Consider the following 13,619-nt stretch of genomic DNA (forward strand, 5'->3'; position numbering starts at 1 on the left):
GCTCACGGAGCAAGGGAAAGGACTTTTCATGTTTAGTCGCATCATTGCTTTATTCAGCCAACGTAATTCGCTTTTTATGCTGTTGCTTGGCTTCGCTTCCGGTTTACCACTGGCATTGACATCAGGCACATTGCAAGCTTGGATGACCGTCGAGAATGTCGATCTGAAAACCATTGGTTTTTTCTCTCTGGTTGGTCAAGCCTACGTCTTCAAGTTCCTGTGGTCCCCACTGATGGACCGCTACACCCCACCGTTTCTCGGCAGACGCCGCGGCTGGCTGATTCTCAGTCAACTTCTGCTCATTGCTGCCAGTATTGGTATGGGGTTTATGAACCCGGCACGCGATCTCTGGTGGCTGGCCGCGCTGGCGGTTCTGGTCGCGTTCTGCTCCGCGTCTCAGGATATTGTTTTTGATGCCTATAAGACGGATTTACTTCCCCCTGAAGAACGCGGTACGGGTGCAGCCACCTCGGTATTAGGTTATCGTCTGGCCATGCTGGTTTCAGGCGGACTGGCACTGTGGATGGCCGATCGCTATTTCGGCTGGCAGGCCACTTATTGGTTAATGGCAGGATTAATGCTGATTGGTGTATTCGCCACCCTGTTAGCGCCGGAACCACTGAATAGCCAGCCTGCGCCGCGCACCATGGAGCAAGCAATTGTTGCCCCCTTGCGTGACTTCTTCGCACGCAACAACGCCTGGCTCATTCTTCTACTTATCGTGTTATACAAACTCGGCGACGCCTTTGCAGTCAGCTTGACGACAACTTTCCTGATACGGGGCGTTGGCTTCAATGCTGGTGATGTCGGGCTGGTTAATAAGACACTTGGACTCTTCGCCACCATCGTGGGAGCCATTTACGGCGGATTACTGATGCAGCGGCTCTCGTTGTTCAGAGCACTGATGCTGTTTGGTATTCTTCAGGCGGTATCGAATGCGGGATACTGGCTGCTGGCTATCACAGATAAAAGTCTGTTCACCATGGCCAGCGCTGTCTTTTTGGAGAATCTCTGCGGCGGTATGGGAACGGCAGCATTCGTCGCGCTATTGATGACACTGTGTAATAAGTCATTTTCAGCCACACAATTTGCTCTGCTTTCCGCCCTTGCCGCTGTCGGACGGGTTTACGTTGGCCCCATAGCAGGCTGGTTTGTCGAATCCTACGGCTGGGCATGGTTCTATCTGTTCTCGATTTTTGCCGCATTACCGGGACTGGCAATCCTGATGATTTGCCGTGAAACGCTGGAATTTACCCAGAAAACCGATACTTTTCAGTTACGCACACATTTCCAGAATTATTACAAGAAGACCATACATGTGCTGGGATTAGGTGTGATCGTGCTGGTATTGTGGCTCATGCTGCTGATCAGCAATGCACTGGAATGGTCCTCATTGCCTCTGTTGGCAGAATACCTGCTCGCCGCAGGCGGCACGCTCGCTCTGCTAGGCATTTTCTTCGGTAGCTTGCTGGACTATCTGTCACTCCGGTGCACGTCCAAACAGTCCGCGCACTAACGATATTCGTTCAGGCAGCGCTCATCTGCTGCCTGAACCTATTACATCATTCCTTTATTTAATTATTTTTTTCATAATTATCTTGCTAGAGGGAATTTTATTTCCTCGTAAAACCCGCCAGAACTAATTTCATTCGTTATCAAAAACACAGATTGAGCAAAAAATTTCACCAAACTAAAAATAGAAAATAAGCGTTAGGATACGTTGTAATTTCTTATTATCCATCCATACTCTCATCTGGGTAGCCACTTAATTTGCTGTTTTTCAATACCATTTTTATTTTGGTTATCTTTGTGACATTAAGGGCAAAAAACAGCAACAATCGGCTGACATAACCTTAATCATGTTTACAGTGCAGTAACCTTCCCGTAAAATGCCCGCTCGCATGAAATGATAATAGAGCCCTTGTTATTGAGGTCGCTAGATGAGACTCAAGAAATACAATAAAATTTTTGGGATGCTGTCTTTATTTGCAGCCACTGTTCTACTGAGCGGTTGCGATATGGCGCTGATGAACCCCAAAGGAGAAGTCGGGTTAGAGCAAAGATCGTTAATACTGACTGCCATCGGGCTGATGTTGATCGTTGTGATTCCCGTTATCGTTATGACGATAGCTTTTGCCTGGAAGTTCCGTGCTTCCAATGAAAAGGCAAAATATACCCCGAACTGGTCACATTCCAATAAGATAGAAGCAGTAGTCTGGACTGTACCAATTATCATTATCGTTATTCTTGGCACCATTACCTGGAAGACGACTCACTCGCTTGACCCTTACAAGCCGCTGGTATCAGACGTCAAACCTATCAATGTCGAAGTTGTTTCGCTTGATTGGAAATGGCTGTTTGTTTACCCGGATCTGGGTATCGCGACGGTTAACGAGCTGGCTTTTCCTGCCAACGTGCCTGTTGCGTTCAAGATTACATCCGACTCCGTGATGAACTCCTTCTTCATCCCTCGTCTTGGTGGACAGATTTACGCCATGGCCGGAATGCAGACGAAGCTCCACTTAATCGCTAATGAACCGGGCAAGTATGACGGTATCTCTGGCGGCTATAGTGGTAAAGGCTTCTCTGGTATGAAGTTCACCGCGATTGCCACGCCAACTCAACAAGAGTTTGACCAGTGGGTTGCGAACGTTCGGTCGTCCCCTAAGACACTGAATACCATGGATGAATTCAACGCGTTGGCTAAACCAAGTGAATTCCATCCTGTCGAATACTTCTCCACTGTCCAGCCGGATTTGTTCAATAATATTATTCGCAAATTCACAGGCAACGACATGAACATGCAACATCATGGTGAAGGCATGAAGCCCGACGAAAACATGCAACACGGTGAGGGTATGAACATGGGCGAGCATAGCTCGCACAAAGGAGCCGAGGGATAATACGATGTTCGGAAAACTTACACTCGATGCGGTTCCGTATCACGAACCCATTATTATGGTCACCGTGGCGGCGATCATCGTTGGCGGCCTTGCGCTGCTGGCGGCAATAACCTATTTCGGTAAGTGGAAATGGCTGTGGGCCGAATGGTTCACCTCCGTAGACCACAAGAAAATCGGTATCATGTACATCATCGTCGGTCTGGTGATGATGATACGTGGTTTTGCCGATGCCATCATGATGCGTGGCCAGCAGGTGCTGGCCTCTGCCGGGCAAGAAGGCTTCCTAAACGCTCACCACTACGATCAGATTTTCACCGCACACGGTGTCATCATGATCTTCTTCGTGGCAACTCCGTTCGTTGTTGGCTTGATGAACCTTGCGGTTCCCTTGCAGATCGGTGCGCGTGACGTTGCTTTCCCCTTCCTGAACTCCCTCAGCTTCTGGCTGTTTGTCGCTGGCGTTATCTTGATCAACCTCTCTCTCGGGGTAGGTGAATTTGCGCAGACTGGCTGGGTGGCGTATCCGCCGCTTTCAGGAAAGGAGTACAGTCCCGGCGTCGGGGTCGATTACTGGATATGGAGTCTACAGATATCCGGTATAGGTACCACGCTGACAGGTGTTAACTTCTTCGCTACGATTCTGAAGATGCGCGCACCGGGCATGACGCTGATGAAAATGCCAGTGTTTACCTGGACAGCACTGTGTACCAACGTGCTGATCATTGCCGCATTCCCGATATTGACCGTGACCATTGCGCTGCTGACGCTTGACCGTTACCTCGGCACCCATTTCTTTACCAATGATATGGGTGGCAACATGATGATGTACATCAACCTGATTTGGGCATGGGGTCATCCTGAGGTTTACATTCTGGTACTGCCAGTCTTCGGTATTTACTCCGAAGTGGTTGCGACCTTCTGTAAAAAACGGCTGTTTGGCTACACCTCACTGGTGTGGGCAACGATTGCGATTACGGTTCTGTCGTTCATCGTTTGGTTGCACCACTTCTTTACCATGGGGTCCGGCGCGAACGTCAACGCCTTCTTTGGTATAGCCACCATGATTATTTCAATCCCGACCGGGGTTAAAATCTTCAACTGGCTGTTCACCATGTATCAAGGCCGTATCGAATCCAACTCCGCGATGCTGTGGACCACGGGCTTCATCATCACCTTCACCATCGGTGGGATGACCGGGGTACTGCTGGCTGTACCGGGCGCGAACTTTGTCCTGCACAACAGTCTGTTCCTGATTGCTCACTTCCATAACGTGATCATCGGCGGCGTGGTGTTCGGTTGCTTCGCAGGTATTACTTACTGGTTCCCGAAAGCCTTTGGCTTCACCCTGAACGAAACTTGGGGTAAGCGCGCATTCTGGTTCTGGATTATCGGCTTCTTCGTTGCCTTCATGCCGCTGTATGTCCTCGGCTTCATGGGAATGACGCGTCGTCTGAGCCAGCAAATCAACCCTGAGTTCCACGCTTTACTGGTTGTGGCCTCCATCGGCGCGGTATTGATTGGTATCGGCGTACTGTGTCAGGTTATGCAGTTCTACGTCAGTATTCGTGACCGTGACCAGAACCGCGATCTGACGGGTGATCCGTGGGGTGGACGTACGCTGGAGTGGGCAACCTCTTCTCCTGCACCGTTCTATAACTTCGCTATCGTGCCACACGTCAACGACCGTGACGCATTCTGGGAAGCGAAAGAGAAAGGTGAAGCTTACAAGCGCCCTGCCAGCTATGAAGAGATTCACATGCCGAAGAACACCGGCGCTGGTGTGATTATCTCCGCATTCAGCCTGGTATTCGGTTTTGCCATGATCTGGCATATCTGGTGGCTTGCTATCGCTGGCTTCGCTGGCATGATTGTGACCTGGATTGTGCATAGCTTTAATCAAGACGTGGATTACTACGTGCCGGTTAAAGAAATTGAGCAAATTGAGAATCAGAATTTTGATCAACTCAGTAAGGCAGGCGTGAAACATGTCAACTGAAACTCTGACTAACCACAATACTACCCATGCCGAGCATGGGCACCACGACGCAGGAGCCAACAAAGTATTCGGCTTCTGGGTCTACCTGATGAGCGACCTGATCATTTTCGGGTCACTGTTCGCAACCTATGCGGTACTGGTTAACGGTACTGCGGGTGGCCCAAGCGGGAAGGAACTTTTCCAACTGCCTTTCGTGCTGGTGGAAACGTTCGCGCTGTTGTTCAGTAGTATTACCTACGGCATGGCGATGATCGCCATGAATAAGGGCAACAAATCTCAGGTTAATACCTGGTTAGGCGTGACCTTCCTGTTCGGTCTGGTGTTTATCGGGATGGAAATCTATGAATTCCATCACCTGATCGCTGAAGGCTATGGCCCAGATCGCAGCGCGTTCCTGTCTGCCTTCTTCGCACTGGTCGGCACCCACGGGCTGCACGTAACGGGCGGTCTGATCTGGTTGGTCATCATGATGATTCAGGTGTCCAAGCGTGGCCTGACTGCAACCAATAAAACGCGTCTGATGTGCCTGAGCCTGTTCTGGCACTTCCTCGACGTGGTATGGATCTGTGTCTTCACCGTTATTTATCTGCTGGGGGCAATGTAATGAGTCATTCAACAACCGATCATGCAGGTGCCAGCCACGGCAGCGTGAAGTCATATGTGATAGGTTTTGTTCTGTCTGTAATTTTGACAGTGATTCCTTTCAGTATGGTCATGAGCGGCACAGCCTCACATAGCGCCATTCTTTTCACGGTGGTGGGATGTGCCGTTGTTCAGATTCTGGTACATCTGGTGTACTTCCTGCACCTGAATACGTCCTCAGAAGAGCGCTGGAACGTGGTGGCTCTTGTGTTTGCCGTCCTGATTATCGCTATTGTCGTCGTGGGCTCCATCTGGATTATGATGAGCGCACACCACAATATGATGATCCAGTAACAGAGCCGTAAAAGATGATTAAGCAATACCTGCAAGTTACTAAACCAGGAATTATTTTCGGAAATCTGATTTCCGTTATCGGTGGATTTCTCCTTGCGGCCCAAGGCCGCATTGATTATCCCCTGTTTTTCGCCACCCTCGTGGGTGTGTCGTTAGTCGTTGCATCTGGCTGCGTGTTTAACAACGTCATTGACCGCGACATCGACAAGAAAATGGAGAGAACCAAAAATCGGGTTCTGGTAAAGGGACTGATTTCGCTGAAGGTAACGCTGGTTTACGCATCGCTGTTAGGTATTGCAGGCTTTGCTCTGCTTTACATCGCGGCTAACCCGCTGGCCATGTGGCTGGCGGTGATGGGCTTCGTCGTGTATGTCGGTGTGTATAGTCTGTACATGAAGCGGCATTCTGTTTATGGCACGCTGATTGGCAGCCTGTCTGGCGCGGCACCACCGGTTATCGGTTACTGTGCCGTCAGCAACCAGTTCGATGCTGGCGCGTTGATTCTGCTGCTGATCTTTAGCCTGTGGCAGATGCCGCACTCATACGCGATTGCGATTTTCCGCTTCAAGGATTATCAGGCCGCCAACATCCCGGTACTGCCTGTTGTGAAAGGTATCTCCGTTGCGAAACACCACATCACGCTGTACATCGTGGCGTTTGCGGTAGCGACGCTGATGCTGTCTCTTGGCGGCTATGCCGGCTATAAATATCTGATCGTTGCCGCAGCAGTTAGCGTCTGGTGGTTAGGTATGGCGCTGTCGGGCTATAAAAATGCGATTGATGACCGCGTATGGGCAAGAAAACTGTTTGTTTTCTCCATTGTCGCGATTACGTCACTGAGCGTCATGATGTCTGTGGATTCAATGGCACCAGCGCATGAAATTATGCTGACCTACCTGCGTTAATCATAAGCAGCGTTACAGGCATTTAATAAAAACAGGTGGCTCGTCCGCCTGTTTTTTTATGACCCGCTTCCTGCACGCGCCCTTCGTCTCGTCGCAAAAGCGACGTTGAAAAACGCTCCCTGCGTTTTTTTCTTTTCCCCCTCCCCTACTTCCTCCCCCGCCAAATCACGTAACAAACCTATCGTTTACTGTCTGGCCAATAACGCACTAAAATAGCGCCAATTGTTTTCAGAGGTACGCATGAACGATAATAAAATGACCCCTGGCGAATTACGCGCCACATGGGGCTTGGGAGCCGTTTTTTCACTGCGCATGCTTGGCATGTTCATGGTGCTGCCTGTTCTGACCACGTACGGCATGGCCTTGCAGGGCGCGAGTGAAGCGCTGATCGGTATTGCGATTGGCATTTATGGCTTAATGCAGGCTATTTTCCAGATTCCCTTTGGTTTGGTCTCCGATCGTATCGGTAGAAAACCGCTGATCGTCGGGGGGCTGCTGATATTTGCACTCGGCAGCGTCATCGCCGCACTAAGCGATTCCATCTGGGGCATTATCCTTGGTCGGGCATTGCAGGGCGCTGGCGCGATTTCTGCCGCCGTCATGGCGCTGCTTTCCGACCTGACGCGTGAGCAGAACCGAACCAAAGCCATGGCGTTTATCGGCGTCAGCTTTGGTGTCACCTTCGCTATCGCCATGGTCGTTGGGCCTATCGTTACCCACGCCTTCGGTTTACAGGCGCTCTTCTGGGGCATCGCCCTTCTGTCACTCGCTGGTATTGTCATCACGCTGACCTTGATTCCTTCTGCGCCTGCACACGTCCTGAATCGAGAATCGGCGATGGTACGCGGCAGTTTCCGCAAAGTGCTCGGCAATAGCCGCCTGCTGAAACTGAATATCGGCATCATGTGCCTGCATATTTTATTGATGTCGAGCTTCGTCGCCCTCCCCCGCGTAATGGAATCTGTGGGCTTGGCGCCGCAGGACCACTGGAAAGTCTATCTGGTCACGATGCTGATCTCTTTTGTCGGCGTCGTGCCTTTCATTATTTATGCTGAAGTGAAAAGGCGAATGAAGCAGGTCTTCATCGGCTGCATCGTGGTGCTGATCGCCGCAGAAGTTGTCCTATGGAAGGCAGATAACCACCTCTGGCAAATTATCATTGGTGTACAGCTGTTCTTCCTGGCTTTCAACGTCATGGAAGCTCTGCTGCCCTCGCTGATTAGCAAGGAATCACCTGCGGGATACAAAGGCACTGCGATGGGCGTTTACTCCACCACGCAGTTTATCGGTGTGGCCATTGGCGGGAGCATCGGCGGCGGGCTGTTTGAGCTTTATGGTGCCTCAGCCGTGTTTATGGCAGGCGCGGCGATTGCGGCCATCTGGCTACTCGTCAGCGTCACCATGCAGGAGCCGCCTTATCTCAGCAGCCTGAGAATCGCGCTGTCCGATTTAGCATTGCAGGATAGTGAATTGGAACAGAAAATTCGTACCCAGCCCGGCGTGGCCGAAGTGGTCATCGTGCCGGATGAATACAGCGCCTACGTGAAGATCGACAACAAAAAGACCAATCGGCAGCAGTTAGAACAATTAGTGGGTCAATCCTAACGCATCATGCAAAAGGCCAGCTTTCGCTGGCCTTACTGTTCATCGGCGGATGACTAAACGTATCAATCGCGGAAGTTGGTAAACTGGAACGGCTGTCCCAGATTTCCGCCGCGAATCAACGCCATCACACCCTGCAAATCATCGCGTGATTTACCGGTGACGCGAACCTGTTCCCCCTGAATCTGCGCCTGCACTTTCAGCTTGCTGTCTTTAATCAGCTTGATGATTTGCTTCGCTAGCGTCGTTTCAATACCTTGCTTCAGCTTCGCTTCCACGCTGTACGTTTTTCCGCTGTGTTCCATTTCTTCTGGGATCTCCAGCGCACCGCCTTCAATACCCCGCTTAACCAGCTTTTCGCGCAGAATATCAACCAGCTGTTGTACCTGAAAATCAGACTCGCTGGCCACTTTGATACTCTGTGATTTCTCATTCAGTTCAAAGCTGGCCGGAACATTGCGAAAATCCCAACGGGTGCTCAGATCGCGCGTCGCATTTTCCACCGCGTTACGGACTTCCTGCATATCAATTTCCGAAACAATATCGAAAGATGGCATAATTCGCTCTCCTGACAAATTTGGCTGGCGAGCATAATAACCGCTCTTCTGCGATAAGCAAGATGCCAGACACGATCCCGTTTTTTACTCTGCATCAGGTAAACAGGCCGAATAACACAAGATCGTGACATGAATGATAGCCTATGATGGCTGAACAACCGCGCCCGCATCGAATAAGGGAGACACACATGAAGATCACCGTTCTTGGCTGTGGCGCGCTGGGGCAACTTTGGCTCGCCGCGTTACATCAGCAAGGGCATGATGTCCAGGGATGGCTGCGCATTCCGCAACCGTATTGTCCAGTCAATGTCACGATGCTGGACGGCCAGCACTGTAATCTCAACCTGACAGCGAACGATCCCGATCATCTTGCCCAAAGCGAACTTCTGCTGGTGACGCTAAAAGCGTGGCAGGTTTCCAATGCCGTTACCGTGCTGTTGCCGCAGCTCAACCCGCATTGCACGATTCTGCTTTTACACAACGGGATGGGCACACGAGAAGAATTGCCGTCGCTGCAGCAGCCACTGGTGATCGGTATTACCACCCACGCAGCCAGACGCGATGTAAATAACGTCGTACACGTTGCGGCAGGCACAACGCATATTGGCACGTTTAACGGTGACAGTAGCCAAAGCCATTTAGCTGAAGTGCTGCATCAGGCCTTGCCGGATGTGGCCTGGCACACCAACATTAGCGCCACCTGCTGGCTGAAACTGGCGGCTAACTGCGTTATCAATCCGCTGACGGTGCAATATCACTGCACCAATGGCGAGCTTTCTGCCTACCCGGAACTGATTGTGTCACTTTGTCAGGAAGTGGCCAGCGTCATGGAACGGGAAGGCTTCCACACATCGCCAGATAGCCTGCTGCTCTACGTGAACCAAATTATTCAGAACACCGCGGCAAACACCTCATCAATGTTGCAGGACATCATCGCTCAGCGGCATACCGAAATTGATTACATTACCGGGTATTTACTGCACCGTGCACGTCTCCACGGTCTGACGCTCCCCGAGAATGCCCGTCTGTTTGACTACATTAAGCAAAAGGAAAATGATTATGACCGCATCGGCACTGGTGTGTCTGGCACCTGGTAGTGAAGAAACTGAAGCCGTCACGACCATCGATTTGCTTGTCCGAGCGGGTATTCAGGTCACGCTTGCCAGTGTAGCCAGCGATGGCAATCTGGAAATCGTCTGCTCACGCGGGGTAAGGCTGCTGGCGGATGCCCCACTGGCTACCGTCGCCGATCGGCCTTTCGATGTGCTGGTGTTACCGGGCGGCTTGCAAGGTGCGGAGTGCTTCCGCGATAGCCCAATACTGGTGGAATGCATTCGACAAGCACATCTGGAAGGGAAAATTGTCGCTGCGATGTGTGCAACGCCTGCGCTGGTGCTGGAATATCATCAGCTGTTCCCCGTCGGAAACATGACGGGCTATCCTGCGTTTAAGGATAAGATTGCACCAGAAAAATGGATAGAAAAGCGCGTCGTCTACGATCCACGTGTGAATCTGTTAACCACACAAGGGCCAGGCACCAGCATGGATTTCGCGCTGAAGATCATTGATTTACTGCTGGGAAAAGAAAAAGCCGCCGAAGTCGCCGCACAACTCATCCTGCCGCCGGGAATTCATAATTATCGCGATTGAGGCTGACGAAAAAGGCGCTTGCGCACGTTCTGTCGTTGATAAACCTATTTGGGGAACGAAAACGGTGATAATGGAATAGAAGAGTAAAGCGTCCGCGCCAGGGATGGCGCGGCTCGAGCTTACAGGGACGTACTTGCAGCGTCTTTACGATCTGCTCGACGCACTTTGTCAGCAAGTCTAAGGCGCTTGCGCGCCTTATTCCTATTACGGACGGTATACCTTCACATTGCTGAAACCTTGCTCACGCAGGTACAGCGCCTGCAAGCGGCTCATCACGCCACGCTCGCAGTAAAGTAGATAGGTTTTACTCTGATCCAAATCGCCAAACTGCGTACCCAGCTTGTAGAACGGTAAGGATTTGATTTCGATCTGATCCAGCTCAAGCGGTTTATCGTCCTGTTCATCCGGCGCGCGGATATCCAACAGCACGTCAGTTGGCGCAAACGACGCGACCGTTTCGACTTCAACCACATCTTGCTTCGTCTGCTCGGCGATCTCACGGATATCAATATTCCGTGCTTCACTCACCACGCGATCCAAGATAGCAAAATCAAAGTGGCCTTCTTCGGCCTCAATCTTCGCTTTCACTGCCTTCACCGTCGGGCTTTTAGAGATCACACCACAGTATTCCGGCATCGTTTTGGCGAAATCTTCCGTCCCCAGCTCACGAGCCTGTTTGATAATGTGCTCTTTATCATGAGAAATCAGCGGACGCAGAATCAGGGTATCGGAGGCATTATCGATCAAACGCAGGTTGGTTAGCGTCTGACTGGACACCTGCCCTAACGCTTCACCAGTCACCAACGCCTGAACACCGTAACGCTCAGCAACTTTGGAGGCCGCTCGCACCATCATGCGCTTCAGCACGACGCCCATCTGGCCATCGTCGACCTTCTCGAGAATTTCACCCACGACAGGATCGAAGTCGATAGCAATAAAACGCACCCGATGCGAGCTACCAAAGCGGTTCCACAGATAGTGTGCGACCTGTTTCACCCCAATCTCATGGGCTGCACCACCCAGGTTGAAGAAGCAGTAATGCACACGACATCCGCGACGCATCAACATATAGCTGGAGACACCGGAGTCAAAACCACCGGAAATCAGTGACAGCACATCTTCCTGCGTACCGATCGGGAAGCCGCCGATACCTTCATAGCGCCCTTTAATCAGCAGCAAACGGTCCTGCTCGATTTCCAGATGCACGGTGACCTGCGGTGCAGTGAGATTGACTCGTGCCGTTTCAATGTGCTGGTTCAAACCGCCGCCGACGTAGCGTTCTACGTCCTGTGAGCTGAATTCATGCTTACCGCGACGTTTCACTCGCACGCAAAACGTCTTGCCTTCCAACCGCTCACGGTACAGCGCCAGCGCTTGTTCAAAGATATTGTGCACGTCGGTGTAGGCGTGATCTTCAACTTCCAGAATATGGTGAATGCCCGGAATTCTTGTCAGCGCATCACGAATCGCCTCACGCTGGCTTTCGTCTTTGGCCCGAACTTCGATATGATCCCAGTGACGGACAACCGCCAGCGTTTCATCATAGTGTTTTAATACGTTGCGAATGTTTCCGGTTAGAATCTTGATAAAGCGCAACCGCACAGATTGGCTCTTGATGGTGATTTCCGGGAACAATTTAATGATAAACTTCATGGTGGCTGTCGTTACTTGGTCAGAAAGGCGTAAATAAATTTACCCTGAGCACTAAAATCACGTTATCGGTAAAATCAGCCAGAACAGAGATGATTTTACCAATAGCATCCAGGGCGCGGAGTATATCATTATATGAAGATATACTGTGCGCTTTAACCGTATAATTGTTGCGCATCCACAGATGACCACACGCAACACCACGCTCTGCCGCCACAAGCCAACGGCGTATAACACCAGGATTCTGAAACCACTATGCCTAAGAAGACCGAGCAGCCAGTCAGCTTTGAAAGCTCGCTGAACGAACTGGAAAAAATCGTTACCCGCCTCGAATCAGGCGAACTGCCGCTGGACGATGCGCTAAATGAGTTTGAGCATGGCATCCAGCTTGCTCGTCAGGGGCAGCAAAAACTGCAACAGGCGGAACAGCGCGTACAAATCCTGCTGAGTGACGATCCCGAGGCACCGTTGTCACCGTTTACGCCGGATAACGATTCGCTATGACCGATTTCAGTACGCAACTGGATGCACATTACCAACGCACTAACCGTATGTTGGGGCATTTCATCGCCGATCTCCCCTTTCAGAGTAGTCCACTGGTCAATGCGATGGAGTATGGCTCACTCTTAGGAGGCAAACGCCTACGCCCGTTTCTGGTTTATACTACTGGCGAACTGTTTGGCGTGCCGTTAGAGAATCTGGATGCGCCTGCTGCGGCAGTAGAATGTATCCATGCTTATTCACTGATTCATGACGATCTGCCGGCAATGGACGACGACGATTTACGTCGTGGACAGCCAACCTGCCACATCAAGTTTGGCGAAGCGAATGCCATTTTGGCAGGCGATGCATTGCAAACGCTGGCATTCTCCATTTTGGCCGATGCTCCGATGCCGCAGGTCTCTGACCGCGATCGGCTGGCGATGCTCTCAGAATTAGCTCATGCTAGTGGTGTAGCGGGCATGTGTGGTGGTCAGGCTTTCGATCTGGAAGCGGAAGGCCATCAGGTCGATCTGGCCGCGTTAGAGCGGATTCACCGCCACAAAACCGGTGCCTTGATTCGCGCGGCTGTCCGATTAGGCGCACTGGCCGCCGGTGAAACAGGCCGCGCTGCGTTGCCCCATCTGGATCGTTACGCTAACGCGATTGGGCTCGCTTTTCAGGTTCAGGACGATATTCTCGATGTTGTTGGCGACAGCGCGACAACAGGCAAACGTCAGGGTGCAGACCAGCAACTAGGTAAAAGCACCTATCCCAGTTTACTGGGGTTAGATAACGCACGAAAAAAAGCACAGGAGCTCTATCAGGAATCACTGGCATCGCTTGACGATCTCGTCGCATCCAGCTCAATTCCCCTGAATATTGCCCCACTACAAGCGCTGGCGAATTTCATCGTTGAACGCGATAAGTAATTACCTAA

General features: G+C 51.3%; 13 protein-coding genes. 11 read left to right on the top strand and 2 right to left on the bottom strand.

Annotated elements, in window-relative coordinates; translation table 11 throughout:
* Nucleotides 1-28: 28 nt before the first annotated feature.
* The 7 genes from ampG (at nucleotide 29) to LOZ86_RS15650 (ending at nucleotide 8,345) form a co-directional block, all read left to right on the top strand.
* The gene (gene ampG / locus LOZ86_RS15620) at nucleotides 29-1,516 is read left to right on the top strand and encodes a muropeptide MFS transporter AmpG (RefSeq protein ID WP_230242281.1); all 1,488 of its coding nucleotides are present in this window, start codon (nucleotides 29-31) and stop codon (nucleotides 1,514-1,516) included.
* Nucleotides 1,517-1,940: 424 nt separating this feature from the next.
* On the top strand, nucleotides 1,941-2,903 hold the full coding sequence (gene cyoA, locus LOZ86_RS15625) for a cytochrome o ubiquinol oxidase subunit II (protein ID WP_039514069.1): 963 nt from the start codon (nucleotides 1,941-1,943) through the stop codon (nucleotides 2,901-2,903).
* Nucleotides 2,904-2,907: 4 nt separating this feature from the next.
* Nucleotides 2,908-4,899 (top strand): cytochrome o ubiquinol oxidase subunit I, encoded by a 1,992-nt coding sequence (cyoB, locus tag LOZ86_RS15630; protein WP_039485471.1) that lies wholly within the window; start codon nucleotides 2,908-2,910, stop codon nucleotides 4,897-4,899.
* The gene (locus LOZ86_RS15635) at nucleotides 4,889-5,503 is read left to right on the top strand and encodes a cytochrome o ubiquinol oxidase subunit III (protein ID WP_230242283.1); all 615 of its coding nucleotides are present in this window, start codon (nucleotides 4,889-4,891) and stop codon (nucleotides 5,501-5,503) included. Before cyoB ends, LOZ86_RS15635 begins: the two co-directional genes overlap by 11 nt.
* Nucleotides 5,503-5,835 (top strand): cytochrome o ubiquinol oxidase subunit IV, encoded by a 333-nt coding sequence (locus LOZ86_RS15640; RefSeq protein WP_039490482.1) that lies wholly within the window; start codon nucleotides 5,503-5,505, stop codon nucleotides 5,833-5,835. The genes LOZ86_RS15635 and LOZ86_RS15640 overlap by 1 nt, the downstream gene beginning before the upstream one ends.
* A gap of 14 nt (nucleotides 5,836-5,849) precedes the next feature.
* Nucleotides 5,850-6,740 (top strand): heme o synthase, encoded by an 891-nt coding sequence (cyoE, locus tag LOZ86_RS15645; protein ID WP_010282097.1) that lies wholly within the window; start codon nucleotides 5,850-5,852, stop codon nucleotides 6,738-6,740.
* Between the two features lie 240 nt (nucleotides 6,741-6,980).
* A complete protein-coding gene (locus tag LOZ86_RS15650) occupies nucleotides 6,981-8,345 on the top strand; it encodes an MFS transporter (RefSeq protein WP_039485465.1) in 1,365 nt (454 codons plus the stop codon).
* A 62-nt stretch (nucleotides 8,346-8,407) separates the two neighbouring features.
* Here the strand turns inward: LOZ86_RS15650 and LOZ86_RS15655 are convergent, their stop codons facing one another.
* Nucleotides 8,408-8,899 carry a YajQ family cyclic di-GMP-binding protein gene (locus LOZ86_RS15655; protein ID WP_005976012.1) on the bottom strand — a complete coding sequence of 164 codons (492 nt, stop codon included), beginning with the start codon at nucleotides 8,897-8,899 and terminating at the stop codon, nucleotides 8,408-8,410.
* A gap of 188 nt (nucleotides 8,900-9,087) precedes the next feature.
* Between LOZ86_RS15655 and panE the strand changes: the two genes are divergently transcribed.
* Both panE and yajL read left to right on the top strand, forming a co-directional pair.
* Nucleotides 9,088-9,996 carry a 2-dehydropantoate 2-reductase gene (panE, locus tag LOZ86_RS15660; RefSeq protein WP_039485463.1) on the top strand — a complete coding sequence of 303 codons (909 nt, stop codon included), beginning with the start codon at nucleotides 9,088-9,090 and terminating at the stop codon, nucleotides 9,994-9,996.
* Entirely contained in the window at nucleotides 9,959-10,549 is a 591-nt protein-coding gene (gene yajL, locus LOZ86_RS15665) for a protein deglycase YajL (RefSeq protein WP_039485462.1), read from the top strand. The genes panE and yajL overlap by 38 nt, the downstream gene beginning before the upstream one ends.
* A 204-nt stretch (nucleotides 10,550-10,753) precedes the next feature.
* On the opposite strand, the gene thiI is transcribed toward yajL, so the two are convergent.
* Entirely contained in the window at nucleotides 10,754-12,202 is a 1,449-nt protein-coding gene (gene thiI, locus LOZ86_RS15670) for a tRNA uracil 4-sulfurtransferase ThiI (protein ID WP_039514067.1), read from the bottom strand.
* 252 nt (nucleotides 12,203-12,454) lie between these two features.
* On the opposite strand from thiI, the gene xseB reads away from it, so the two are divergent.
* Both xseB and ispA read left to right on the top strand, forming a co-directional pair.
* Entirely contained in the window at nucleotides 12,455-12,703 is a 249-nt protein-coding gene (xseB, locus tag LOZ86_RS15675) for an exodeoxyribonuclease VII small subunit (protein WP_010282080.1), read from the top strand.
* Nucleotides 12,700-13,611 carry a (2E,6E)-farnesyl diphosphate synthase gene (gene ispA / locus LOZ86_RS15680; protein ID WP_039485458.1) on the top strand — a complete coding sequence of 304 codons (912 nt, stop codon included), beginning with the start codon at nucleotides 12,700-12,702 and terminating at the stop codon, nucleotides 13,609-13,611. The genes xseB and ispA overlap by 4 nt, the downstream gene beginning before the upstream one ends.
* The last annotated feature ends 8 nt before the right edge of the window (nucleotides 13,612-13,619 follow it).

It is taken from the genome of Pectobacterium parvum (genome assembly GCF_020971565.1).
Taxonomy (GTDB): domain Bacteria; phylum Pseudomonadota; class Gammaproteobacteria; order Enterobacterales; family Enterobacteriaceae; genus Pectobacterium; species Pectobacterium polare.